The organism is Acidovorax sp. NB1 (assembly GCF_005405905.1).
GTDB lineage: Bacteria > Pseudomonadota > Gammaproteobacteria > Burkholderiales > Burkholderiaceae_C > Acidovorax.
On record NZ_BJHU01000005.1, the window covers coordinates 34084 to 58225 of the forward strand.

Here is a 24142-nt window from a genome sequence, read left to right on the forward strand (position 1 = left end):
AACCCCAACCACAAGGACATTCCATGGAAGACATCGTCATCGTTTCAGCCGCCCGCACTGCTGTGGGCAAGTTTGGTGGCGCGCTGGCCAAGACGCCCGCGAGTGAACTGGGCGCCATCGTGATCCGCGAAGCCATTGCGCGCGCAGGCCTGTCGTCCGACCAGATCGGTGAAGTCATCATGGGCCAGGTTCTGACCGCTGGCGTGGGCCAGAACCCCGCGCGCCAGGCATCGATGAAGGCCGGTGTAGCCAAGGAAACCCCGGCGCTGACCATCAACGCCGTCTGCGGCTCGGGCCTGAAGGCCGTGATGCTGGCCGCTCAGGCCGTGGCCTGGGGTGATAGCGAGATCGTTGTGGCCGGTGGCCAGGAGAACATGAGCCTGGCGCCCCACGTGCTCAACGGCTCGCGTGACGGCCAGCGCATGGGCGACTGGAAGATGGTCGATTCCATGATCGTCGATGGCCTGTGGGACGTGTACAACCAGTACCACATGGGCATCACGGCCGAGAACGTGGCCAAAGCCTATGGCATTACCCGCGACATGCAGGATGCCCTGGCCTTGGGCAGCCAGCAAAAGGCGGCCGCAGCGCAGGACGCAGGCAAGTTCGCAGATGAAATCGTGGGTGTGAGCCTGGCACAGAAGAAGGGCGACCCGATCCTCTTCAACGCCGACGAGTACCTCAACCGCAAGACCAACGCCGAAGCGCTCGCAGGCCTGCGTCCTGCTTTCGACAAGGCAGGCAGCGTGACGGCGGGCAACGCCTCGGGCTTGAACGACGGCGCCGCCGCCGTGGTGGTGATGAGCGCCAAGAAGGCGGCAGCCCTGGGCCTCAAGCCCCTGGCCCGCATCGCGGCCTTCGGCACCAGCGGCCTGGACCCCGCCACCATGGGCATGGGCCCCGTGCCTGCGTCGCGCAAGGCCCTGCAGCGCGCAGGCTGGAACGCAGCCGATGTGGACCTGTTCGAGCTGAACGAAGCTTTTGCCGCACAGGCCTGCGCCGTGAACAAGGAACTGGCCATTGACCCCGCCAAGGTCAACGTCAATGGCGGCGCCATTGCCATTGGCCACCCCATCGGTGCGTCTGGTTGCCGCATCCTGGTGACGCTGCTGCACGAGATGCAGCGCCGCGACGCCAAGAAGGGCCTGGCCGCGCTGTGTATCGGTGGCGGCATGGGCGTGTCCCTGGCGCTGGAGCGTTGATGGACTGAAACGACCCGCCAGGCAGCGCCTGCGGGGATCTCGCCACTTGGCGCAGATGCTCTGGGCGCGGTTTCTGGGTGACAAGCCGCGTTGGTGCAACGCGGCTTTTTTGTTTCTGATCGTTGCGTGCCCCCTTGAGGTGCATCAGGCCCTGAAGGCCTTGCTCTGCACCAGAAACGTGACTCTGAGGAGGGCCTGCCTTGTGTCAGATGTGTGACGCATGCCGATATGCCAAAAAGGAAAGGGCTTCAGTGTTTTCCTTCACGGCAGGGCCTGATTTCTTCGGTAGAGTGGGTGCTGGGCAAATCACTAACAAGGAGAAATCACATGAGCCAGAAAGTCGCGTATGTCACCGGTGGCATGGGTGGTATCGGAACCGCCATCTGCCAACGACTGCACAAGGAGGGCTTCAAGGTCATCGCCGGCTGTGGCCCTACCCGTGATCACGCCAAGTGGCTGGCAGAGCAAAAAGCCCTAGGCTACACCTTCTATGCGTCGGTGGGCAATGTGGGCGATTGGGACTCTACGGTCGAGGCCTTTGGCAAGACCAAGGCCGAGCACGGCACCATCGACGTGCTGGTGAACAACGCCGGTATTACCCGTGACCGCATGTTCCTCAAGATGTCGCGCGAAGACTGGGATGCGGTGATCGAAACCAACCTCAACAGCATGTTCAACGTCACCAAACAAGTGGTGGCCGACATGGTGGAAAAGGGCTGGGGCCGCATCATCAACATCAGCTCGGTGAACGGCGAAAAGGGCCAGGCCGGCCAGACCAACTATTCGGCTGCCAAGGCCGGCATGCACGGCTTCTCGATGGCCCTGGCCCAAGAACTGGCCACCAAGGGCGTGACGGTCAACACCGTGAGCCCGGGCTACATCGGCACCGACATGGTCAAGGCAATCCGCCCTGATGTGCTGGAAAAGATTGTTGCTACTGTGCCCGTCAAGCGCCTGGGTGAACCCAGCGAAATCGCTTCGATCATCGCCTGGCTGGCTTCGGAAGAAGGCGGCTATGCCACGGGTGCCGACTTCTCCGTCAACGGTGGCCTGCACATGGGCTGATCGGTCTCAGGGTCCATGGACCCTTTGAGAAAACAAAAAACCCCGCAATGCGGGGTTTTTTATTGGGAGGAGCAGAGGGGGGGAAGGGGCTGCCTGCGGACCTTTCTTCGGTGGACTCAAGCAATGGGCCGTGGAGTCAATGCGCCAGCCATACTGTGGCATGTTTTTTGCATTGGTGCAGTGGCGGTCATTGCGTGCGCTGCGAATGAGGAAACGGGCTGCTGCGTCTTCGTTCAGAAGCGGGCCGGGGCGCGCTTGCGATCGCGTTCGTCTTCGGGCCAAGCGGACAAGATTGCGGTGGTGTTCATGCTGGAAAACTCCTGTGATGTACCAACAACGCGGCCCATTCACAGTCCGTTGACAGCGTTTCGCAAAAAAATGCAACCGCAAGTGCCCGTAGGTGGAAGATGTAAATTGCTATAAAAAGAGTAGCTAAAGGGGTATGAATAGCGGGCGTAAAGCTCGGAAAACACCACCCTTTGTTTACATGAATTTACATACTCATGCGGATGCGGCCGCAGAAATTTCTTCGAGGGCAGAAGAAATTTCCAACCAGCGCTCTTCGAGTTGGGCCGTTTCGTCGTTCCCGACTTTCAGGCGCCGGCCGCATTCGGCAATTTCTGCGGGGGGCAGGGATTCGGTCAGTTTTTGCTCCAGGCCGGCCCGTTCGGTGGACAGCACCGCCAGGCGCTTATCGATCTGCTCCAGCTCCTTTTTGAGGGGGCGGGTCTTTTCGGCCAGTTGCTGGCGTGTCTGGGCGTCGATCTTGCGCTGCTCGCGGCCGTCCCGTGCCGCAGGAGCCGGAGCCGGAGCTGGTGCGTGCGCGGGCGCTGCAGGCGCTGCGGGGGTTGGCGACGGGGCGGTGGCTTTGGGGGCTGCGGGGGGCGCGTCGGCCGCCTGGGCCTGTTCTGCCTGACGGGCTTCTTCGCGCAGGCGCTTGGACTCTTCAAGCAGGTAGCGTTGGTAGTCGTCCAGATCGCCGTCAAACGGCCCCACCACGCCCCGGCCGACCATCCAGAAGTCCTCGCAGACCGAGCGCAGCAGCGCACGGTCGTGGCTGACCAGCATGACGGTGCCGTCGAAGTCGTTGAGCGCCATGGCCAGGGCCTCGCGGGTGGCCAGGTCCAGGTGGTTGGTGGGCTCGTCCAGCAGCAGCAGGTTGGGGCGTTGCCAGACGATCATGGCCAGCACCAGGCGGGCCTTTTCGCCGCCGCTCATGGTGCCCACGGCCTGCTTGACCATGTCACCCGTGAAATTGAAGCTGCCCAGGTAGCTGCGCAGGTCCTGCTCGCGGCTCGGTTGCTTGGCATCCGGCCCCAGCTCCTTGGCCAGGCGGATCATGTGCTCCAGCGGGTTCTCTGCGGGACGCAGAACGTCCAGCTCCTGTTGGGCAAAGTAGCCGATATTCAGGCCCTTGCCTTCTGTGATGCTGCCGCCCAGCGCCTTCATGGTGCGCGCAATGGTCTTGACCAGCGTGGACTTGCCCTGGCCGTTGGCACCCAGGATGCCGATGCGCTGCCCCGCCAGCACCGAGCGGTTGACGCCCGTGAGGATGGTGGTGGGCACGCCCTCGTCGTCCACATAGCCAAACGACGCATCGCTGATGGCCAGCATGGGGTTGGGCAGGTTGGCAGGCTCCTTGAACTCGAAGGTGAAGTCCGCCTCGGCCAGCACCGGCCCGATTTTCTCCATGCGCTCAAGCTGCTTGACCCGGCTTTGCGCCTGCTTGGCTTTGCTGGCCTTGGCCTTGAAGCGGTCGATGAACTTCTGCAGGTGGGCCATCTTCTCCTGCTGTTTGGCAAAGCTGGCTTGCTGCAGTTCGAGCTGCTGGGCACGCAGCTCTTCAAACTTGCTGTAGTTGCCGCCGTAGCGGTTCAACTCACCCTGCTGGATTTGCAGAGTGACATTGGTGATGGCGTCCAGGAACTCGCGGTCGTGGCTGATAACGATCATGGTGCCCGCATAGCGCTTGAGCCAGGCTTCGAGCCAGACGAGCGCGTCCAGGTCCAAGTGGTTGGTGGGCTCGTCCAGCAGCAACAAATCGCTGGGGCACATCAGCGCGCGCGCCAATTGCAGGCGCATGCGCCAGCCGCCAGAGAAGCTATTGACCGGCTGATCCAGTTCGCTCACGCGAAAGCCCAGCCCCAGGATGAGCGCCTGGGCACGGGCCACGGCATCGTGCGCACCTGCGTCATGCAGGTCCGAATAGGCATGGGCAATGGCCATGCCGTCGTCGCTGGCCTCCGCCTCGGCCAATTGCTGCTGGACTTCCGCCAGGCGGGTGTCACCCTCCAGCACGAAGTCGGTGGCGGACTGGTCGGTTTCGGGCATGTTCTGCGCGACCTCGGCCATGCGCCAGCTGGGAGGGATGTAGAAATCGCCCCCATCCTCGTGCAGCTTGCCGCTGAGCAGCGCGAACAGGCTCGACTTGCCCGCGCCATTGCGGCCCACCAGGCCGACGTTTTCGCCGGGGTTGATGGTGGTGGACACGCTGTCGAGCACGACTTTGGTGCCGCGCCGCAGGGTAACGTTCTTGAGGGTGATCATCCGGAATTCAGAAAAAAGCACACCCGCACGGGGCGGGTGGCATGAAAAATCAGGGGGGCCAGCGCGATTGCAAATGGCGTGACCGCTGCAAAGGCGGCGGCGCGCAACCCTCTATTGTGCCGTGAGGCGGGCTTGGGCTGCCAAGGCCTGCCGGGTGACCAGCAAAACCTGGTCTTCTCCCGCGCTGGTATCAAGCCAGAAAACAGGCAGTTGGGGGAACGCGGCTTCGAAGTACGGGCGCTCGTTGCCGATCTCCAGGATGATCACGGCGTCCCCCGTCATGCATGCGGGCGCGGCGTCAAACAACTGGCGCACGAAGTCCATGCCGTCCGCGCCACCGGCCAGGGCCAGTTCGGGTTCGGCGCGGTATTCGTTGGGCAGCGCGGCCATGCTGGCGGCGTTCACATAGGGCGGGTTGCACAGGATCAGGTCCCAGGGGCCGGGCAGGGCGGCGAGGCCATCGGAGAGCTGCAGCCGGATGCGGTCCTGCAGGCCGTGTTTGTCCACGTTGATGCGGGCCACGGCCAGGGCGTCGGGCGAGATGTCGGCGCCGGTCACTTCCACCTCGGGCCAGGCCATGGCGGCCAGCACGGCCAGGCTGCCGTTGCCGGTGCACAGGTCCAGCACCTGGCGGGTGTTGTCGCTCAGGAATCCGTCCACGCTGCCATCGGCCAGCAGTTCGGCGATGAAGCTGCGCGGCACGATGGCGCGTTCGTCCACGTAGAAGGGCACGCCCTGCAGCCAGGCCTCGCGCGTGAGGTAGGCAGCCGGCTTGCGTGTGCGGATGCGTTCATCAAAAAGTGTAGCTACCAGGGCAAGCTGGTCGGGCGGTACGGCCTGATTTTTGATGGAATCTGGTGCGTCTGAGAGGTCACTGTCCAGCGGCAGGCCCAGGCGCCACAGGACCAGCCAGGCGGCTTCGCCATGGGCGTTGGTGGTGCCGTGGCCAAAAAACACCCCGGCCGAGGCCAGCCATTGGGCGCCAGATTCGACCAGCGCGCCGACGGTGTTGCCGGTCAGGGGATGGTTGGTGCTGCTCATGCTGCTGGCGCCATGCCCGCCGCCAGGGCCTGCGCATGCAGGTTCTCCAGCGTGCGGCGGTAGATGTTCTTGAGCGGCTCGATGTCGGCCACCACCACATGCTCGTCGATCTTGTGGATGGTCGCGTTGGGCGGGCCGAGTTCGATGACCTGCGGGCAGATCTGGGCAATGAAGCGGCCGTCGCTGGTGCCACCGGTGGTGGAGAGTTCGGTAGTGATGCCCGTCTCGGCCGCAATGGCCTGCTGCACGGCGCTGACCAGTTCGCCTGGTGTGGTCAGGAAGGGCTGGCCGCCCAGCGTCCAGCGCAGGTCGTACTCCAGGCCGTGGCGGTCCAGCACGGCGTGCACGCGCTGCTGCAGGCCCTCTGCCGTGGATTCGGTGGAGAAGCGGAAGTTGAAGTCGATCACGACCTCGCCCGGGATCACGTTGGTGGCGCCGGTGCCGCCGTGCATGTTGCTGATCTGCCAGCTGGTGGGCGGGAAGAAGGCATTGCCCTGGTCCCACACGGTAGCGGCCAGCTCGGCCAGCGCGGGCAGGGCCTGGTGGATGGGGTTGCGTGCGAGTTGGGGGTAGGCGATGTGGCCCTGGATGCCGCGCACGCTGAGTTTGCCGCTTAGTGTGCCGCGCCGCCCGTTCTTGATCATGTCGCCGGTTTTTTCGACCGAGGTGGGTTCGCCGACGATGCAGTAGTGCAGCGGCTCGCCGCGCGCCTTGAGCTGCTCGACCACGACCTTGGTGCCGTCCACCGAGGGGCCTTCTTCATCGCTGGTGAGGAGGAAGGCGAGCTGGATGAGGGGTTCTGGCGTGGCCGCCAGGAACTCTTCCACCGCGACCACAAAGGCGGCGATGGAGGTCTTCATGTCGCTGGCGCCACGGCCGTAGAGCTTGCCGTCTTTGTGCGTGGGCACGAAGGGGTCGCTGCTCCACTGGTTCAGGGGGCCCGTGGGCACCACATCGGTGTGGCCCGCAAATACTACGGTTTTGATAGCTGCTTGGGAAAGCTGGTCGCGCGGTGAGGGCCTTTTTGCCCACAAATTGCTGACGCGGAATTCGGCGGGGCCGCTGTCCAGGCGTTCGCACACGAATCCCAGTGGAGCCAGCCGAGCGGCCAGCAGGTCGAGGCAGCCCGCGTCCTCGGGGGTGATGGAGGGCAGGGCAATGAGCTGTTCAGCCAGGTGCAGGGTGCGGGACATGGGAGGAGTGGAATAACAATCAGTGGCGTTCGAAAAAACGGTGGCACGAAGCGCTGCACAAAAACTGGCGCATGCGGGGCAAGGGGCTCCGGGCGATGGCCGTCCCGCAGCGAGGGCGCCGCCCCCCTGGAGAGGCGCCGAACACGACTCAGGAGGGACTCTACGCGGCGGGTTTGACGTCCAGTACGATTTCGGTAAACGACGGCGCATCGTCGGGTGTGTCGCGCGCTTCCTTCTGGGCCTTGGCGGCGTTGGCGGCCAGGGAAAAGTCGTTCTGCAGGCGCCACATCAGGTTGGTGGGCGAGTCGGCGTAGGACATGCCTTCCTTGCGGTCGATCTTGGCGTCCATGATGAGGTGGGCCAGCGCTTCCTCGAAGGTCTGCGAACCCTCGGCCATGGATTTTTCCATGGCCTCCTTCACGCCCGAGAAGTCGCCTTTTTCAATCAGGTCAGACACGAGCTTGGTGTTGAGCATGACCTCCACGGCGGGGGCGCGGCTTCCGTCCACGGTGCGCACCAGGCGTTGCGAAATGATGGCCTTCATGGCGGATGCCAGGTCGCCCAGCATGGTGGGGCGCACTTCGACGGGGTAGAAGCTCAGGATACGGTTGAGCGCGTGGTAGCTGTTGTTGCCGTGCAGCGTGGCCAGGCACAGGTGGCCCGACTGGGCATAGGCAATCGCGGCCGACATCGTTTCGCGGTCGCGGATTTCGCCGATCAGGATCACGTCGGGCGCTTGGCGCAGCGCGTTTTTCAGCGCGGTTTGCAGGGACTGGGTGTCACTGCCGATCTCGCGCTGGTTGACGATGGATTTCTTGTTCTTGAACTGGTATTCGACCGGGTCCTCGATGGTGAGGATGTGGCCGGTCATGGCCTCGTTGCGGGTGTCGATCATGGACGCGAGCGAGGTGCTCTTGCCCGAGCCGGTGGCCCCCACCATGAGGATCAGGCCGCGCTTCTCCATGATGAGTTCGCGCATCACCGGCGGCAGGCCCAGGGTGTCGAACTCGGGGATCTGCTGCGAGATGAAGCGGATCACCACCGCATAGCTGCCCCGCTGGCGCATGGCGCTGACCCGGAAGCGGCCCACGCCGCTGAGCGGCACACCCATGTTGAGTTCGCCTGTTTCTTCCAGCTCCTCGATGCGGTCCGGGGGGACCACTTCGGAGAGCAGGTTGCGCGGCGCATCGGGCGGCAGGATCTGGTTGTTGATGGGCACGCACTCGCCGTTGATCTTGATCAGCGCGGGGGCGTTGGCCGACAGATAGACGTCGGAGGCTTTTTTCTCTGCCATCAGGCGAAGAATTCGTTCCATCGTGCTCATGGTGTTTCCCTCTTGTTGTCAGTCTCTGTCGGCGGGGCGAACGGCCCAGGCCGTCCGCCGGTCCACATCATCAGTCGCGCAGCAGGTCGTTGATGCTGGTCTTGGAGCGGGTTTGCGCGTCCACCTGCTTGACGATGATGGCAGCGTACATGCTGTAGGGTGCGCCATTGGCGGCTGTCTTGGGCAGGTTGCCGCTGACCACCACCGAGCCAGAGGGCACGCGGCCGTAGCTGATTTCGCCGGTGGCGCGGTTGAAGATGGGGGTGCTCTGGCCCAGGTACACACCCATGCCCAGCACGGAGTTCTCTTCGACCACCACGCCTTCAACCACCTCGGAGCGGGCGCCGATGAAGCAGTTGTCTTCAATGATGGTGGGGCCCGCCTGCAGGGGTTCCAGCACGCCGCCAATGCCCACGCCGCCGGACAGGTGCACGTTGGAGCCGATCTGCGCGCACGAGCCCACGGTGGCCCAGGTGTCCACCATGGTGCCTTCGCCCACATAAGCGCCGATGTTCACGTACGACGGCATCAGGATCGCGCCCTTGGCGATGAAGCTGCCACGGCGGGCCACGGCTGGGGGCACCACGCGCACGCCGGTGGCCTTCATTTCTTCTTCGGACAGGTGGGCAAACTTGGTCTGCACCTTGTCGTAAAAGCCCAGGTCACCGGCCTTGACGACTTCGTTGTCCTTCAGGCGGAAGGACAGCAGCACGGCCTTCTTGATCCACTGGTGCACGGTCCACTGGCCCACGCCTTCGCGCGTGGCTACGCGCAGCTTGCCGTTGTTCAGTTCGGCGATCACGTGCTCGACGGCGTCCTGGATTTCCTTGGGTGCGGCGGCGGGCGAGAGGCTGGCGCGGTTGTCCCAGGCGTTGTCGATGATGGTTTGCAGTTGTTGGGTCATGTTGTTGTCTGTCAGTCGGTCAGTCTGTGGATCAGGATTCAGAAATCAGGCCGTGCGGGCTTGGATGAACTGCACGATGCGCAGTGCAGCCTCCACGCACTCGTCGGTTTCGGCCACCAGGGCCATGCGCACGCGCTGGGCGCCGGGGTTGCTGCCCTGGGCCTCGCGGGCCAGGTAGCTGCCGGGCAGCACCGTGACATTGTATTGACCCAGAAGGGCCCGCGCGAACTCGGCGTCGGTCATCCCCAGGGCGTCAGGCACCTTGGCCCAGAGGTAGAAACCGGCATCGGGCAGGGCAACTTCCATCACGCCCGCCAGCAGTGGGGTGACCTGGGCAAATTTCTTGCGGTAGCGCGTGCGGTTTTCCACCACGTGCTGCTCGTCGCCCCAGGCAGCGATGCTGGCTGCCTGCACGATGGGGCTCATGGCGCTGCCATGGTAGGTGCGGTAGAGCAAAAAGGACTTGATCAGGGCCGCGTCGCCCGCCACAAAGCCGCTGCGCATGCCGGGCACGTTGCTGCGTTTGGACAGGCTGGTGAAGGAGATCAGGTTCTTGAAGTCGCGCCGGCCTAGCTGTTCAGCGGCCTGCAGGCCGCCCAGGGGCGGCTCGTCCCGGAAATAGATTTCGCTGTAGCACTCGTCCGAGGCGATCACGAAGCCATAGCGGTCGCTCAGCTCAAAGAGTTTCTTCCACTCGCTCAGGGGCATGACGGCGCCGGTCGGGTTGCCGGGTGAGCACACGAATAGCAGCTGCGTGCGCTCCCACACCGATTCGGGCACCGTGTCCCAGTTCACCGCAAAGTTGCGCGCCGGGTCGCTGGGGGCGTAGTAGGGCTGGGCGCCTGCCAGCAGTGCCGCACCTTCGTAGATTTGATAGAACGGGTTGGGGCAGACCACCAGGGGCTGGCCCTGGGAGGGGTCGATGATGGTCTGGGCAAAGGCAAACAGCGCCTCGCGCGAACCGTTCACGGGCAGGACCTGGGTGCCCGGGGCCAGGGTGAGCGCATAGCGCTGGTTCAGCCAGCGTGTGAAGGACTCACGCAGCCGGGGTTCGCCCGCCGTGGCGGGGTAGCTGGCCAGTCCGCCCAGGTTGTTGCTAAGTGCATCCTTGATGAACTGCGGTGTAGGATGGCGCGGCTCGCCCATGCCCAGGCTGATGGGGCTGTAGGCCGCCGGGGGCGTGACCCCCGCAAAGAGTTGCCGCAGCCGCTCGAACGGGTAGGGCTGGAGGTGGGAGAGCAGGGGGTTCATGGAGCCACATTATGGGCGATGGACACTTCGCGAAAGCCTGCGCACCAGGCGCGGCCGGGGCGCTTCAAGGAGGAGCTGGTGTGGGCCTGCTGCCCTGCGCCTCCGTGTCAATCCGACGTAAGAGCGGGGACATAGCATCCGCCACTGGAAAGAACCATAACAGGAGACAAGATGTCTGGATTCCTACCACTGCGCCCGGGACTCTGGTGGATGCGCAGATGGCACCTGCCCGGCAAGCTGGCAACGCTGGGCGTGTTGATTGCGGTGGTGTTGGCCGCCACCGCCGCAGCGCCGGGATGGGGCGGGGTGGTGGGTGCCGTGGCCTTGCTGTATGCACTGCTGGCGCTGTATTTGAGCCTGTCATCCGACCTGGAAGGGCTGTCGCGGGCCATGAAGCAGACCACGAATGGCGATCTGAGCACGCGCGCAGGGGTGTACGGCCAGGACGAAGTGGGCGCCATGGCGCAGTCGCTCGACCAGATGGTGCTGACCTTGTCGTCCATGGTGGCCGACATCCGTAGCAATGCGGCGCTGGTGGCCCACGCGGGCCAGAGCCTGGCGCAGGGCAATCGGTCGCTGGCCGACCGCACCGAGCAGCAGGCTGCCAACCTGGAGCAAACCGCAGCCAGCGTGGAACAGCTCTCGTCTGCCGTGCAGAACAACGCCCACACGGCCCGCAGCGCCGACGCGAGGGCCGCCGATGTGCGCAAGGCTGCCGATGCGGGCGCCGAGGCCATGGCCCGGGCGGTGCAGTCGGTGGAGGCCATCCAGCAGAGTGCGCGCCGCATGACCGAAATCATCGGTGTCATCGACAGCATTGCCTTTCAGACCAACATCCTGGCGCTGAACGCCGCCGTGGAAGCCGCCCGGGCGGGTGAGCAGGGACGGGGTTTTGCGGTAGTGGCGGGCGAAGTGCGCACCCTGGCCAAACGCTCTGGCGATGCCGCACGCGAGATCCGCGAGCTGATCGGCGCCTCGGTGAGCCAGGTCGAGGCCAGCGCCGGGCTGATCCGTTCGGCTGGTGACGGCATCGCTAACATGGCGGGCGGTATCCGCAGCGTGGCCGCGAGCATGACGGAAATCTCGGGCTCCAGCGCAGAACAGAGCACGGGCCTGAGCGAGGTGAGTTCTGCCGTGCAGCAACTGGATCAGATCACCCAGCACAACGCGCAGATGGTGGGCCATGCCGTGCAGCAGGCCGAAGCCCTGGAGCAGCGCGCTTCCACCCTGTCTCGGGCAGTGGCGGCGTTCCGGCTGCAGCAGGGCACGGCCGATGAGGCCGTGGCACTGGTCCAGAAGGCCGTGGCCCTGCACAAGACCACCTCGGAGGACCAGTTTCTGCGCAGCCTGACGGACAAGAGCCAGCCCTTCCACGACCGGGACATGTACGTTTTTGTGCTGGACAGCGCGGGCACCTACCGTGCGTTTGGCGGCAACCCTGCCAAGGTGGGCACCCGCGTGCAAGACATTCCGGGCATTGCGGGCGACCGGCTGGTGAGCGACATCGTGGCCCAGGCCGATCGGGCCCCGGGCTGGGTGGAGTACGACATCAACAACCCGGCGACGGGCGCCGTGCAGACCAAGATGTCTTACGTGAGCCGCGTGGGGGATCTGTACGTGGGCTGCGGGGTCTACAAGTCTCTGGCGGCCCGTTGATGGGCTGATTTGCTCTCGGCGTCCTGATCTATCAGGGGCGGGAGGGCACCGCTCAGCGCGGGTTTTGTTCCCTGCGTTGCCGGGCGCGTTCCATGGCGGCTGCAATGGCGACCTTGCGCGCGTCGGCGGCGTTGGCACCGCTGGTGGCGGTATCGGTGGCACTGCCGACCTGCTCGCCCATCGCTTCTGCAGGTTCTTCTTCTGCATCCTCCAGGGGCACGCGCTGGCGATGCTGCTTGTAGCGCTGGCGTGCCTGCAGGGCCAGGGGGGCGGACCATGCGGCCCAGCCGGTGGCCGAGCCGCTCACGGTCTCCAGTTGGATGCAGTCCACCGGGCAGACAGGAATGCACAACTCGCACCCCGTGCAATAGGGCTCGATCACCGTGTGCATCCGCTTGTGGGAACCCATGATGGCATCCGTGGGGCAGGCCTTGATGCAGAGCGTGCAGCCAATGCACCAGGCTTCGTCAATGAAGGCCACGGTGCGTGGCCCCTCCACACCATGTTCGGCGCTCAATGGCAGCACGGCCAGGCCCGTGATGGCCGCCAGGCGCACCACACCCTCAGCGCCGCCGGGCGGGCATTGGTTGATGGCGGCTTCGCCGCTGGCAATGGCCTGCGCATAGCTGGCGCAGTCGGGATAGCCGCAGCGTGTGCACTGCGTTTGCGGCAGCGCGGCGTCGATCCGCGCTGCGAGGTCCATCGGGGCAGCGTGTGGTGTCTGGGTCTCGGGCGGGCGGATCAAGCCTTGCGCGCCTTGCTGCTGCGGCTGGCGCTGCGGGCAGGGGCGGCCGTGGCTGTCGTGGCCTTGGCTGTGCCTGCATCGGCCTGCACCGGCTCAGCGGCGGCCCCCGTGGCTTGCGCAGCGCCCTCAGGCTTGACCCAGCGCGTTGCCACCGCTGCAGTGGGTGCTGCGGCTTGGGCCACCCCGCGTGCGCGGGTGGCGGCAGATGGGGTGGCCTTTACTGCTGGCTTGGGCTGCGGGCTGGTGGCCTTGGGCTTGGCTTTGGCGGGGGCTGCCACTGCCGCAGCGGGCGCTGTAGTCTTGGTCACCGGCGCGGCGGCCGGCTTGGCCTCACTCACGCGGGGCAGCTCGTGCTCCAGAATGAATGCGCGGACCTTCGGGTACACCAGATCGCGCCAGCGGCGGCCGCTGAAGATGCCGTAGTGGCCTGCGCCCTTGGCTTCCAGGTGGCGTTGTTCCTTGCGCACGATGCCGCTGCACAGGTCGTGGGCGGCTTCGGTCTGGCCCGAGCCGGAGATGTCATCCAGCTCGCCCTCGACCGTGAACAGGGCGGTGGCGGTGATGTCCTGCGGGCGCACGCGCTCAATCTTGCCTGCGGGCGAGCGTACATCCCAGGTGCCGTTGACCAGCTTGTAGTCCTGGAACACTGTCTGGATGGTTTCCAGGTAGTAGTCCGCGTCCATGTCCAGCACGGCGTTGTATTCGTCGTAGAACTTGCGGTGGGCTTCGGCGCTGGCGTCGTCGCCCTTGATCAGGTCCTTGAAGTAGTCGTAGTGGCTGGACGCATGGCGGTCCGGGTTCATGGCCACAAACCCGGTGTATTGCAAAAAGCCGGGGTACACGCGACGGCCTGCGCCCGGGAATTTCTCCGGCACGCGGTAGATCACGTTGTTCTCAAACCATTCGTAGCTGCGGTTCGTGGCCAGGTTGTTCACGGCGGTGGGCGACTTGCGGGCGTCGATGGGCCCGCCCATCATGGTCATGGTCAGCGGCGTTTTTTCGCCCCGGCTGGCCATCAGCGACACGGCCGCCAGCACCGGCACGGTGGGTTGGCACACGCTGATCACATGGCAGTTGCCGTACTGGCCTTGCAGGTGGCGGATGAACTCCTGCACGTAGTTCACGTAGTCATCCAGGTGGAACTCTCCCTCGGCCAGCGGCACCAGGCGGGCGTTCTTCCAGTCGGTGATGTAGACCTTATGGTCCTTGAGCATGGTGCGCACGGTGTCGCGCAGCAGGGTGGCGTAGTGGCCCGACAGCGGCGCCACGATCAGGACCACGGGCTGGCCCTTGAGTTTGGTCAGCGTAGCGGGGTCGTCTGAAAAACGCTTGAAGCGGCGCAGCTCGCAGAACGGCTTGTTGACTTCGATGCGTTCATGGATGGCGACACCTATGCCGTCCACATCCACGGTGTGGATGTCAAAGGCGGGCTTTTCGTAGTCTTTGCCCAGGCGGTAGAGCAGGTCGTAGCCCGCAGCCATGCGCTGGGCGGCAGAGGTCTGGCTCAGCGGCGACACGGGGTTGCTGAACAACTTGGAAGCCGCCTGCGCAAAGTCTGTAAAGGGCTCCATCAGGGAGCGCTGGGTTTCGTAGATGTGATACAGCATGGGGCGAAACTCCGTTTTGTTGCAGTGCAATATAGCAGCACTTGGTAACAAGCGCATGGAGTAAAACCACCAATGCCAAGTCGCCTATGTGACATGCGACGCCGCTGGGCGGCAGGGCTTGGCACGGGGTTACAGATGCAGCCCCCAACCCAACCTGGCTCCGTCAATGGGGCCGGGGGTCGGTGTTGTCGAGCAGCCAGGCCTCGAACGATTCGCGCGCCGAATTGCGCAGCGCCGGGCGGAAGGCGGTCTTGTTGCTCAGGTACAGGCAGTGCCGGATCACCGTGTAGGGGTTGAAGCTGGCCTGGGGGTTTTGCTCCTCAAAGTGCAGCTTGTAGCGCTTGACCACACCGATGGTCTCGCGCATCAGGGTGTTGAAACGCGCGCGGGTCATGCGCGGTGACCAGGCCTGGATGTCGTCCACAAAGCCATCGACCTTGGACGGCTCGAACTCGAAGTCCTTGAAGAAATGTGTGGCGATCTTCAGGAAGGTAAAGGCGTTCAGCTCGCTGCTGCCGCCTGCCGCCTTGCCTGCAGCTTGCGCGTCGGCGGCTGCATCGGGCACCGGGTCGGCGGTTTCGTCGGGGGCCTGCAGCAGTTCGGCTGCTGTGGCATCGCGGATCTGGCGGAACTCCCGGTCGGCCAGCTCGAAGAGGGCCGACAGCACATTGATGCGCCGCTTGAGTTGCTGCGGAATCGACTTTTTGTACTTGATCTTGTGGTCCAGAACGCTCCACGAGTCCTGGATGATGGTGCGCACCTGCAGCTCAAACGCCCAGTGGGCATAGGCTGCATGTTCCGGCAGGTCGCGCTCGGAGGCGCCCAGGCGCAGGTCCAGGTGCAGGCCCTTGTAGCCAAACGACGCCTCGGTGCTCTCCACAGCCGTCACCTTGTCCGTGACCTCAATTACCGCAAAACGCTCGCGCATGGTCTGCGCTACCTTCTCCAGCTCGTCCTCATACAGGCACACCACCCGCACGCCGATGAGGTCGGTGATGTAGCTCTGGATGTCGTAGGGAGTGTTGTTTTCTTCCAGTGCCGGGCGGTACTTGCGCACGAACTTGCGGATGCATTCGTCGGCATCCTTCACACGGCCTTCCACCTTGGCGATGTCAATGCCCCCGGCCTGCGCCACCGCAGCCCCCACCAGGCCGGTGATGGCTGTGCACGCGGCCTCCAGGGCTGGGGCCTGCTGCGCATAAAAGCTGCGGAAGTGGGAGGCCTCCAGGTCGAAATCAAGCGATGGCATGCGGCGTTGTGTCTTGGGGATGAAAAAGTGTGCGGGGGCAGTGTGCCGGTGGCCCAAGCATATCCGCCAACACCCTGTAGCAGGTCATGCCGGGGTGAGCGCAGCCAGTGGGGGCGTGGGGCGATTTATTCCTTCGCAGCTTGGTACTGGTGTCCATAATGGTGCAGGCGAGTCCATCGCCTTTTTTCGTGCTTGCCTTTCTCTTTTTTGACTGATTGCCAGACGAACCGCAATGACACCACCTCCTCATGAAGGCGACGAGCCATCCACCATCGGTCCCGCGCAAGCGGCGCCCCGCGTGGAGTCGCTGACTGGGGCGGCCAGCCACCGCTGGCTGCCGGTGGTGCTGCCACCCTTGATGGCCTTGCTCACGCTGGGGCTGACCTACCTGTACTGGCAGGGAGAGGAGCAGGGCGGCCGGGCCAAGCGGGAACAGAATTTTGAAGTGGCGGCCGACCAGATCGCCTCCAACCTCAAGGACCGCATGACCACCTACGAGGTGGTGCTGCGCGGTGTGAAGGGCTACTTCGAGGGCTCCGAGCGCATTGATCGCAGCGAGTTCCAGGCCTACATCAGCGCCTTGCAGCTGGAGGCCACCCGCCCCGGGCTGCAGGGGGTGTCGCTGATTCTGCAGTTCCCTGGCACAGCGCTGGCCAGCCACGTGCAGGACATGCGTCAGCGTGGCTTCGAGCACTACACCGTGTGGCCCGAGGGTGGGCGTGCCGTGATGGCCCCCATCACCCACATCGAACCCCTGGCAGGCGACAACCTCAAGGCGCTGGGACTGGATGTTCTGACCATCCCAGCCGCCAAGGAGGCGCTGGACCGGGCCCGCGACACCGGGGCGCTGGCGCTGTCGGGGCCGCTGACACTGATGCAGGACAGCAGCCCGGGGCTGGTGATGTACCTGCCGCTGTACCGCCCCGACGCCCGCACCGACTCGGTCGAGGGGCGCCGCGCGGGGCTGGCGGGCTGGGTGTCGGCACCTTTTCGCGTGGCCGACGTGGTGCAGGGTATGGCGGGCGAGTTTGATGCCGACATTGCCCTGCAGATCACCGACAGCACCGCAGGCAGCGCCACACCGGACGATGCGGCCACGCGCCTGTTCAGCAATGTGGGCGCAGAGCCCGTCCCCACCAGCCTGCGGGCCCAGAGCGAGCTGGACCTGGGCGGGCGCCGCTGGACGCTCCAGCTGTCGCCCCACGCCGCGTTCCTGTTGCGCTTTCAGAATGGCGGGCACCACGCTGTCGCCCTGGTGGGGGTTGCGCTCAGCCTGCTGCTGGCCTGGTTCACCTGGTTCCTGGCCACTGGCCGCGAGCGCGCGGTGGCGCTGGCGCATGGCATGACGGCCGAGCTGCGCGCCACACGTGATGACCTGGAGAGCACGCTCAACGCCATCCCCGACCTGCTGTTCGAGCTGGGGCTGGACGGCCGCATCCACCACTACCGCTCGGCCCGATCGGACCTGCTGGCCTTGCCGCCCGAGATGTTCCTCGGGCGCCTGATGAGCGAAGTGGTGCCGCCCGAGGCTGCGGCGGGCTGCCATGCCGCGCTGGAGGCCGCACACCACATGGGCTACTCGGCGGGCCACCAGTACCGGCTGGAAGTGGGGGGCGCCACCCACTGGTTCGAGCTGTCCATCGCCCGCAAGGACGCCACCACGCCGGGCGACGGCGCCCGGTTCATTGCCCTGTCGCGCGACATCACCGAGCGCAAGCAGGCCGAAGCGCGCTCGCACCAGCTGGCCTACTTCGACGGCCTCACCGGCCTGCCCAATCGGCGCATGCTGCTGGATCGCATGGAGCATGCCTTGCACAGCGCCCTCAAAGCCGCCCAGGTGGGGGCTGTGCTTTACATCGATCTGGACAACTTCAAGCAGATCAACGACGCGCGTGGCCATACCGTGGGCGATGCGCTGCTGATGCAGGTGGCCCAGCGCCTGACCCAGCAACTGCGCCCCGGCGACACCGTGGCCCGGCTGGGGGGCGACGAGTTTGTGGTGCTGGTGCACAACGTGGCGTCCGACATGGACTCCGCCGGGCGCGGGGCCCTGCTGGTGGCCGAGGCGATCCGGGCTGCCCTGGAAGCGCCCTACACCATTGCCACCCACCTCTACAGCACCACGGGCAGCATCGGCATCACGCTGTTCCCCAAGCGCGGCGACGGCGTGGAAGACCTGCTGCGCGAGGCTGACACCGCCATGTACCGCGCCAAGGACCTGGGCCGCAACCGCATCCGTTTCTACGAAGCCGCGATGCAGGCCGATGTGCAGGAGCGCCTGGCCCTGGAGCAGGACCTGAAAAAAGCCCAGGCCGAAGGGCAACTCGCCGCCTTTGTGCAAAGCCAGGTGGATGCCTCGGGCACCGTGGTCGGCGGCGAGTTGCTGATGCGCTGGACCCACCCGGTGCGCGGCAATGTGCCGCCCAGCCGCTTCATCCCCATTGCCGAGGCCTCCGGCCTCATCTTGCGCATGGGCGACTGGATGATCCAGCAGGCCTGTGAAACCCTGGCGCGCCTGCAGGCGGCGGGGCGGGAGCTGTCGCTGTCCGTCAACGTGAGCCAGCGGCAGTTCCGCCAGGATGATTTTGTCGAGCGCGTGCGCCACGTGCTGGCTCACACCGGGGCGCACCCCGGCAACCTGATCCTGGAAGTGACGGAAAGCCTGCTCATCGAAGACCTGGACGACACCATCGCCCGCATGACCGAAATCGTGGGCCTGGGTGTGCGCTTTTCCATCGACGACTTTGGCACCGGCTATTCGAGCCTGGCCTACCTCAAGCGCCTGCCGCTGTTTGAACTCAAGATCGACAAGAGTTTTGTGCAGGACACTCCTGACGACCCCAGCGACACCGCCATCGTGCAGTCCATCCTGTCGGTGGCCAGCCACCTGAACCTGCGCGTGGTGGCCGAAGGGGTAGAGACCCGCGCCCAGGCCAGCTTTCTGGTGGAGAACCAGTGCGAATGCTTGCAGGGCTATCTGTTCGGTCGGCCCGAGCCGCTGGCGGTGTGGCTGGCGCGGCAGGTGTAGCGCCGCATATTGCGCCTGCCTTTATCCGGCCTCGGTGCCTGCCTCGGCCGGATGCCCAAAGGCGAAGGTGCCGTAGGTTTCCATCGCCAGCGCATGCACCTCGCGTGCAGGCCGGTCCTTGAGCAGATGGTTGCTCCACACCTGGCGCCAGATGCGGGCGCCGGGCAGGCTGTGGCGCAGGCCCAGCATGTGGCGGGCGATGTGGGGCCAGGGGGTGCCGTGCTGCGCGGCCTCGCGCTCCATGTACTCGACCATGGCCAGCTCCACCTCTTCGCGGGTCAGGGGGCAGGGGGCGCCACCGTAGTAGAGCTGGTCCCAGCGCGCCAGCCACCAGGGGTTGTGGTACGCCTCGCGGCCGATCATCACGCCGTCCAGGTGGTCGAGCTGCTCCAGTACCACGTCATCGGTCTGGATGCCGCCATTGATGGCAATGGTGAACTGCGGAAACTCGGCCTTGAGGCGGTGCACCACCTCGTAGCGCAAGGGCGGGATGTCGCGGTTTTCTTTGGGGGAGAGGCCCTGCAGCCACGCATTGCGCGCATGCACGATGAACACGGTGCAGCCTGCCTCGGCCACTGTGCCGATGAAGTCGCGCACGAAACCGTAGTCCTCCACCTTGTCGATGCCAATACGGTGCTTGACCGTGACGGGCACGCTCACCACGTCCTTCATGGCCTTGACACAGTCGGCCACCAGCTGGGGCGCCTTCATCAGGCTGGCGCCAAACGCGCCGCGCTGCACGCGGTCGCTGGGGCAGCCGCAGTTCAGGTTAATTTCGTCGTAGCCCCATTGCTCGCCCAACCGGGCGGCTTGGGCCAGTTTGTCGGGTTCGTTGCCGCCCAGTTGCAAGGCCACGGGGTGTTCTTCGGCATTGAAGCGCAGGTGGCGCTCGGTGCCGCCATGGATGATGGCACCCGCGTTCACCATCTCGGTGTACAGCAGAGTCTGGCGGGTCAGCAGCCGGTGAAAGTAACGGCAGTGGCGATCGGTCCAGTCCATCATCGGCGCAACGCTCATGCGCCATGGGCTAAGTGTTTGATTTTTAACAATATTTTCCAAGATGAAAACCGGTGTTTTCTGCCGTGTGCAAGATAAAGTGCACACGGGGTGCACATGAGGGGCTTTAAAAGTGCAGAATCTGGGCATCCACCGATGCACACGACTGCACACACATGGCGACATTTTCTCAGTTACCGTCCGGCAAGTGGCGCGCCCAGATAAGGAGGGCGGGCGTTTACCGCGCTGCCACCTTCGCCACCAAGCGCGAAGCCAAGGACTGGGCAACCCAGATTGAGGCGCAGGCCAGCCACATCGCCGCTGGTGGATATGCACCTGCACCCAAGGGCGCCACGCTGGCCGACCTGATCGAAAAATACACCGAGGCCAGCACCAAGTTACCCGGCAAGACGAAGGAGGCCACGCTTGCCATGCTCAAGCGCGAGCTGGGCAAGGTGAAGCTGTCCAGCCTGAACGCCGTGGTGCTGCGCGACTTTATCGACCGCCGCCAGGACGATGGGGCAGGGGGCGTGACCATAGCCGCTGACTTGTCCTATCTGTCGGCGGTGCTCAAGTGGGGCCGACATGCCCGCCAGCTGGACTTGCCCGAGCGCCTGGCACTGGAGGCCCGCGCCAGCCTCACGCACCGTGGAATGAGCACCCGAGGTAAGGAGCGCGAGCGGGAGCCGAGCGACGACGAGCTGGCCCGCATCTATGCCCATTGGGCGACGAAGGCGCGCCAGAAAATCCCCATGCAGACGGTGTGCCAGTTCGCATTGGCCACGGGTATGCGCCAGGGCGAAATCACCCGACTGGAAATTGAGGATGTGGATCGCCAAGCCAAAACCGTGGTGATCCGCGACCGCAAAGACCCGCGCAACAAGACCGGTAACAACCAGACGGTGCCGCTACTCCCCGACGCCTGGGCCATCGTGGAACCCATCATCAAGGAGCGCGAAACCGGGTTCCTGTTCCCCTACGACGAACGCAGCATATCGGCATCGTTCACACGGGCCTGCACAGCTCTGGGCATCGAGGATCTGCACTTTCACGACCTGCGCCACCGCGCCGCCGCTCAGTTTTTCCGCATGGGCCTGGGCATCCCGCAGGTGGCCTTACTCACTGGGCACAAGACCTGGGCCATGCTGCGCCGGTACACGGCCATCAAGCCCGAGGACGTGCACGATGCCATCAAGAAACCGGTAAGCCCTGCGCCGGACCATGCAGGGCAAAAGACGGCGGCCGGGAAGCCTGAGAACGACCCGACCGCCTGACCACAACGCACATTGGAGGTGCACCATGGCTACTTTGAATCCTACCCCTTTGAATCCCGCTGAAATCGGCTCATCGCACGTCAGCGGCACGCGGAGCGGCAGTCCTACCCAGCAGGGCGTGCTGATGGGTGAAATCACTCTTGCTGCGAGCCGCATAGCTCAATTGGCCGTAATGGCGCAGGATTTGTCGAATGTTGATCCCGATGTGGACGCGCTGCTGGCCGTCATGCACACATTGGCGCAGCGCGTAGGCTGGATGGCGGAAGTAGCGAACGCCGAAATGGGGGGCGTTCCATTCATCAGCGCTAGCGTCGAAGACTGGCTTTTGCCGCCAGCTTTTTCCCGTGGCGGCGTGAGTTCAACGGCTGCGGCATTGAACAGCGCGGAGGTGTGAAATGAGTCTCCAGCGCAGGGCTGTTAATGGCCGCTTTGATGTCGTTGTGGGCACCGCTGCCGAACTAGTTGCCTCGGGGATCGTGTCCATGGAAGAGCTGCCCGGGCAGCCTGGCCGCAACAAGACCATGTGCACCTACCATGGCACCGTGCAGTTGCCGCGGGGCAGCCAGGTGGCCAAGGGCCGAACGTCGGCGCTTTGCGGCTACCGCCAGATAAGTCGGCGGGGCAAGGATCGATACCACGTGCTACTCGATGTTGGCGACGCCGAAGCGGCTCGGCGTGCCGCGCAGCGACGTGCTGAGGAGGATCAAATTTTGGATGAGGCAGCTGCGGCTGTTATCGCGGCGGAGGCCCCTTCATATTGGGTCGGCCGGGTGGGTCTATGTTTCGCGGCGAAAGTCGTGCAGCGGCGGCACTTGCAAGTGGTTTAGGGGCAGTATCCGATGAACCATAGCGACGCGGCCATGCCGGAAAAGCACGAGGCCGATTTGTTGATGGCCATGACCGGCGGCATGATGAGGTCGGTTGATCGCATTGCCGCAGCTGTCGCAGGACTTTCTCCAGAGATGCGGCTCGCTGTATCCGGTCTATGCAAGAGGTTTGAAATCCAAGGGCTCTCCGAGGTTCGTATTCTTGCTGTCCTCTGCGAGCTGATGGATTTCAAACGCACACGAGAGGCAGTTGCAAGGACACCAAAAGAGCGGGCTGCCGACTTATTGGCTGTGGCAACTGCATCGCGTTCCTTGTTCGACGCTATCGCAAGACTGTCGATGCGAGACTCATTCAATCTTCATGTCGGTGCTATTGACATCGCGAAGACTTGGCCAGAGGGCGCACCCGAGAAAGTTATCCCTACGCCCACAGCGGCGCAACTTGAAACCGTTGGAGTGGTGGCTCAAGTTTTGGCCGGGTGCATGGACAGCGCTGCGGCGCCCGGTGGAAGCAGGCCTACGCGTGAAGTGCACGCAGCAAACATCGCGCAAATATGGCGAGCATTCCGCGATTCAGGAGTGAAACCGAGGCGCGGAAGCGGCGGGTTTGAAGGCTTCTGCAACGAAGTATTTGCATTGGCGGGTGTGCCGTCTGCAGCTAGGGGGGCGATAAAGCTGTTCAACGAGAAATTTCTGCCGGCGATGCGGCAAAAGAGTGCCGTGGGAGACGCTTTCGAGGCCGCTATAGACACATCAATGCGGGAGTTGATGGGAAAAATTGAAGCCGAAGAACGCCGGAAGAATCCGGATGCAAAACGCCCTAGTTGATTCCTTTGAATAAAAGTAACCACTCATAGACCATCTGTCCATCGCCAATAGTGCACCGCACTTGAGAGGATGGACAGAAATGGAAACGACCGCAGTCGTAGAGACACAAGACCCACGTCTCCAAGCTATCGCCGACAGGCTTGATTGCTTGACAGAGGCAGATTTCATTTTGTTGGCTGACGCCAGCCCTAATACGGTGGAGTCCTGGCGGAAACGTGGGACCGGGCCTGCGTACATCCTGTTGGGCAACCGATACCTCTACCCGCGCAAGGCGGTGTCCGAATACCTGGAGGGGATTACGAGAGAGCGCAGTCGTCCTGGCAGGGGGGCGCTGCTATGACTCTTGGCAAGACCGCGCTCAAGGCTCAGTCGGATGCAGTCAATGCAGCTCGTCGCACCTTGGGGCACGCCCATACCTTCGCGGCGCTGCACGCGACAGGAAAACCCCTGTTTCAAAAAGTAATGCGCCGCCCCGGGTCGCGCCCGGTGCTGGTGCGCATCATTTACCCAGGTGTGCTGCTTGTGTGCGATCCGGATACAGGCGCCGTGCTCGCCCAATCTGAACCGGGTCAGCCTCCCGTCCTCGCTTCCAACTTTTGCTCAATCACAGAGCAAGACCTGACCGCGCGAATTTCCTGAAACCCACCAATACCCTGGAGGTACTTATGCAAATTTCTCTTTCTGTCTCCGGTTTGGACGCGGTCAAGCGTCAGATTGCCAACGCTGAAAAGCAGGTGCGTTTTGCCGCATCACGCGCCTTGAATGAGACCGCCAATGAGGTGCGCAAGGCTATTCCTGGTGAGCTGACACGTAGCTTGGATCGACCTACGCCGTTCACTGCGGGTGAGAACGCCATGTTCATCCGCCCAGCGACAAAGGACCGGCTTGAGGCCGCCGTCGTGTTCAAAGATCGGCAAGCAAGTTACCTGAAGTACCAACTTGAGGGAGGCGTCCGCCAGCCCACCCGCAAGGCCTTGCGTTTGCCAAGCGCTATTGCCCTTGACCAATACGGCAATCTACCCAAGGGCATCATCAAACAGCTGGTGTCCATTGCGCGCAAAGAGAGCAAGCTGGGTAAGCGCAAAGCGCGCCGCATTAAGGTGAGCAACAAGCTCGAACTGTTCTATGGTGATCCGAAAGATGTGGGCGCGCGTAATTTCCCACCCGGCATTTACAAGATCGTGCCCAAGGGGGCTGGCAAGGGATCGCAGCTCATTCCTCTGATCGTGTTCCCTGAGCAGGCCGCAAAGTATGAGAAACGCGTGGATCTGGAGCCGATGGCGCGGGCGGTCGTTCTCAATACCTTTGGCCCAGCGTTCGAGCGCGAGCTGAAGCAGGCATTGGAGTCCGCAATCCAATGAACCAAAAAGAAAAAGCCGCTGGGGTGTTGCGAGCACCCAAGGCG

General features: G+C 64.0%; 21 protein-coding genes. 11 read left to right on the top strand and 10 right to left on the bottom strand.

The annotated features are described in order from the left end of the window. The first annotated feature begins 23 nt into the window (after nt 1-23). Both AvAM_RS01480 and phbB read left to right on the top strand, forming a co-directional pair. Nucleotides 24-1202, top strand: a complete 1179-nt coding sequence (locus AvAM_RS01480) for an acetyl-CoA C-acetyltransferase (RefSeq protein ID WP_137745401.1) — start codon at nt 24-26, stop codon at nt 1200-1202. A gap of 327 nt (nt 1203-1529) precedes the next feature. Beyond that, nucleotides 1530-2267, top strand: coding sequence for an acetoacetyl-CoA reductase (gene phbB / locus AvAM_RS01485; RefSeq protein ID WP_137745402.1), 738 nt, complete (start codon nt 1530-1532; stop codon nt 2265-2267). A 501-nt stretch (nt 2268-2768) separates the two neighbouring features. Here the strand turns inward: phbB and AvAM_RS01490 are convergent. The 6 genes from AvAM_RS01490 to dapC all read right to left on the bottom strand — a co-directional run bounded on the left by AvAM_RS01490 (nt 2769) and on the right by dapC (nt 10527). Further along, nucleotides 2769-4814: an ABC-F family ATP-binding cassette domain-containing protein gene (locus AvAM_RS01490; RefSeq protein WP_137745403.1), complete on the bottom strand. Its 2046-nt coding sequence runs from the start codon at nt 4812-4814 to the stop codon at nt 2769-2771. 111 nt (nt 4815-4925) lie between these two features. Continuing rightward, nucleotides 4926-5855: a 50S ribosomal protein L3 N(5)-glutamine methyltransferase gene (prmB, locus tag AvAM_RS01495; RefSeq protein ID WP_137745404.1), complete on the bottom strand. Its 930-nt coding sequence runs from the start codon at nt 5853-5855 to the stop codon at nt 4926-4928. After that, on the bottom strand, nt 5852-7048 hold the full coding sequence (gene dapE, locus AvAM_RS01500; protein WP_137745405.1) for a succinyl-diaminopimelate desuccinylase: 1197 nt from the start codon (nt 7046-7048) through the stop codon (nt 5852-5854). The genes prmB and dapE overlap by 4 nt, the downstream gene beginning before the upstream one ends. Nucleotides 7049-7208: 160 nt before the next feature. Then, a complete protein-coding gene (locus AvAM_RS01505; RefSeq protein ID WP_137745406.1) occupies nt 7209-8372 on the bottom strand; it encodes a PilT/PilU family type 4a pilus ATPase in 1164 nt (387 codons plus the stop codon). A gap of 70 nt (nt 8373-8442) precedes the next feature. Beyond that, on the bottom strand, nt 8443-9276 hold the full coding sequence (gene dapD, locus AvAM_RS01510) for a 2,3,4,5-tetrahydropyridine-2,6-dicarboxylate N-succinyltransferase (protein ID WP_137745407.1): 834 nt from the start codon (nt 9274-9276) through the stop codon (nt 8443-8445). 45 nt (nt 9277-9321) lie between these two features. Next, a complete protein-coding gene (gene dapC / locus AvAM_RS01515; RefSeq protein ID WP_137745408.1) occupies nt 9322-10527 on the bottom strand; it encodes a succinyldiaminopimelate transaminase in 1206 nt (401 codons plus the stop codon). 171 nt (nt 10528-10698) lie between these two features. On the opposite strand from dapC, the gene AvAM_RS01520 reads away from it, so the two are divergent. Beyond that, nucleotides 10699-12183 carry a methyl-accepting chemotaxis protein gene (locus tag AvAM_RS01520; protein WP_137745409.1) on the top strand — a complete coding sequence of 495 codons (1485 nt, stop codon included), beginning with the start codon at nt 10699-10701 and terminating at the stop codon, nt 12181-12183. A gap of 52 nt (nt 12184-12235) precedes the next feature. On the opposite strand, the gene rsxB is transcribed toward AvAM_RS01520, so the two are convergent. The 3 genes from rsxB to AvAM_RS01535 form a co-directional block, all read right to left on the bottom strand. Further along, nucleotides 12236-12886 (bottom strand): electron transport complex subunit RsxB, encoded by a 651-nt coding sequence (rsxB, locus tag AvAM_RS01525; protein WP_137745410.1) that lies wholly within the window; start codon nt 12884-12886, stop codon nt 12236-12238. 38 nt (nt 12887-12924) lie between these two features. Further along, nucleotides 12925-14535, bottom strand: a complete 1611-nt coding sequence (locus AvAM_RS01530) for a polyhydroxyalkanoate depolymerase (RefSeq protein WP_137745411.1) — start codon at nt 14533-14535, stop codon at nt 12925-12927. 163 nt (nt 14536-14698) lie between these two features. After that, on the bottom strand, nt 14699-15784 hold the full coding sequence (locus AvAM_RS01535) for a GTP pyrophosphokinase family protein (RefSeq protein ID WP_137745412.1): 1086 nt from the start codon (nt 15782-15784) through the stop codon (nt 14699-14701). Between the two features lie 232 nt (nt 15785-16016). Here AvAM_RS01535 and AvAM_RS01540 point away from each other — a divergent pair, with 232 nt between their 5' ends. Continuing rightward, complete coding sequence (locus AvAM_RS01540) at nt 16017-18812, top strand: EAL domain-containing protein (RefSeq protein WP_137745413.1); 2796 nt, start codon at nt 16017-16019, stop codon at nt 18810-18812. Nucleotides 18813-18833: 21 nt separating this feature from the next. Here AvAM_RS01540 and dusA read toward each other — a convergent pair whose 3' ends face one another. Continuing rightward, nucleotides 18834-19862, bottom strand: a complete 1029-nt coding sequence (gene dusA, locus AvAM_RS01545; RefSeq protein ID WP_283202029.1) for a tRNA dihydrouridine(20/20a) synthase DusA — start codon at nt 19860-19862, stop codon at nt 18834-18836. Nucleotides 19863-19984: 122 nt separating this feature from the next. Here dusA and AvAM_RS01550 point away from each other — a divergent pair, with 122 nt between their 5' ends. The 7 genes from AvAM_RS01550 (at nt 19985) to AvAM_RS01575 (ending at nt 24098) form a co-directional block, all read left to right on the top strand. Next, the gene (locus tag AvAM_RS01550; RefSeq protein ID WP_137745414.1) at nt 19985-21082 is read left to right on the top strand and encodes a site-specific integrase; all 1098 of its coding nucleotides are present in this window, start codon (nt 19985-19987) and stop codon (nt 21080-21082) included. A 25-nt stretch (nt 21083-21107) separates the two neighbouring features. Then, nucleotides 21108-21476, top strand: coding sequence for a hypothetical protein (locus tag AvAM_RS01555; protein WP_137745415.1), 369 nt, complete (start codon nt 21108-21110; stop codon nt 21474-21476). Nucleotide 21477: 1 nt separating this feature from the next. Further along, nucleotides 21478-21909: a hypothetical protein gene (locus AvAM_RS01560; protein WP_137745416.1), complete on the top strand. Its 432-nt coding sequence runs from the start codon at nt 21478-21480 to the stop codon at nt 21907-21909. A 12-nt stretch (nt 21910-21921) separates the two neighbouring features. Further along, entirely contained in the window at nt 21922-22737 is an 816-nt protein-coding gene (locus AvAM_RS01565; RefSeq protein ID WP_137745417.1) for a hypothetical protein, read from the top strand. Between the two features lie 79 nt (nt 22738-22816). Then, the gene (locus AvAM_RS26100; RefSeq protein WP_375708128.1) at nt 22817-23077 is read left to right on the top strand and encodes a helix-turn-helix domain-containing protein; all 261 of its coding nucleotides are present in this window, start codon (nt 22817-22819) and stop codon (nt 23075-23077) included. Beyond that, the gene (locus AvAM_RS01570; RefSeq protein WP_137745418.1) at nt 23074-23376 is read left to right on the top strand and encodes a hypothetical protein; all 303 of its coding nucleotides are present in this window, start codon (nt 23074-23076) and stop codon (nt 23374-23376) included. The genes AvAM_RS26100 and AvAM_RS01570 overlap by 4 nt, the downstream gene beginning before the upstream one ends. Nucleotides 23377-23402: 26 nt before the next feature. Beyond that, nucleotides 23403-24098, top strand: coding sequence for a hypothetical protein (locus AvAM_RS01575; RefSeq protein WP_137745419.1), 696 nt, complete (start codon nt 23403-23405; stop codon nt 24096-24098). The last annotated feature ends 44 nt before the right edge of the window (nt 24099-24142 follow it).

Coding starts and splice junctions, on each gene's coding strand:
- AvAM_RS01480 (WP_137745401.1), top strand. CDS start 24: ATGGAAGACATCGTCATCGTTTCAGCCGCCCGCACTGCTGTGGGCAAG.
- phbB (WP_137745402.1), top strand. CDS start 1,530: ATGAGCCAGAAAGTCGCGTATGTCACCGGTGGCATGGGTGGTATCGGA.
- AvAM_RS01490 (WP_137745403.1), bottom strand. CDS start 4,814: ATGATCACCCTCAAGAACGTTACCCTGCGGCGCGGCACCAAAGTCGTG.
- prmB (WP_137745404.1), bottom strand. CDS start 5,855: ATGAGCAGCACCAACCATCCCCTGACCGGCAACACCGTCGGCGCGCTG.
- dapE (WP_137745405.1), bottom strand. CDS start 7,048: ATGTCCCGCACCCTGCACCTGGCTGAACAGCTCATTGCCCTGCCCTCC.
- AvAM_RS01505 (WP_137745406.1), bottom strand. CDS start 8,372: ATGAGCACGATGGAACGAATTCTTCGCCTGATGGCAGAGAAAAAAGCC.
- dapD (WP_137745407.1), bottom strand. CDS start 9,276: ATGACCCAACAACTGCAAACCATCATCGACAACGCCTGGGACAACCGC.
- dapC (WP_137745408.1), bottom strand. CDS start 10,527: ATGAACCCCCTGCTCTCCCACCTCCAGCCCTACCCGTTCGAGCGGCTG.
- AvAM_RS01520 (WP_137745409.1), top strand. CDS start 10,699: ATGTCTGGATTCCTACCACTGCGCCCGGGACTCTGGTGGATGCGCAGA.
- rsxB (WP_137745410.1), bottom strand. CDS start 12,886: ATGGACCTCGCAGCGCGGATCGACGCCGCGCTGCCGCAAACGCAGTGC.
- AvAM_RS01530 (WP_137745411.1), bottom strand. CDS start 14,535: ATGCTGTATCACATCTACGAAACCCAGCGCTCCCTGATGGAGCCCTTT.
- AvAM_RS01535 (WP_137745412.1), bottom strand. CDS start 15,784: ATGCCATCGCTTGATTTCGACCTGGAGGCCTCCCACTTCCGCAGCTTT.
- AvAM_RS01540 (WP_137745413.1), top strand. CDS start 16,017: ATGACACCACCTCCTCATGAAGGCGACGAGCCATCCACCATCGGTCCC.
- AvAM_RS01550 (WP_137745414.1), top strand. CDS start 19,985: ATGGCGACATTTTCTCAGTTACCGTCCGGCAAGTGGCGCGCCCAGATA.
- AvAM_RS01555 (WP_137745415.1), top strand. CDS start 21,108: ATGGCTACTTTGAATCCTACCCCTTTGAATCCCGCTGAAATCGGCTCA.
- AvAM_RS01560 (WP_137745416.1), top strand. CDS start 21,478: ATGAGTCTCCAGCGCAGGGCTGTTAATGGCCGCTTTGATGTCGTTGTG.
- AvAM_RS01565 (WP_137745417.1), top strand. CDS start 21,922: ATGAACCATAGCGACGCGGCCATGCCGGAAAAGCACGAGGCCGATTTG.
- AvAM_RS26100 (WP_375708128.1), top strand. CDS start 22,817: ATGGAAACGACCGCAGTCGTAGAGACACAAGACCCACGTCTCCAAGCT.
- AvAM_RS01570 (WP_137745418.1), top strand. CDS start 23,074: ATGACTCTTGGCAAGACCGCGCTCAAGGCTCAGTCGGATGCAGTCAAT.
- AvAM_RS01575 (WP_137745419.1), top strand. CDS start 23,403: ATGCAAATTTCTCTTTCTGTCTCCGGTTTGGACGCGGTCAAGCGTCAG.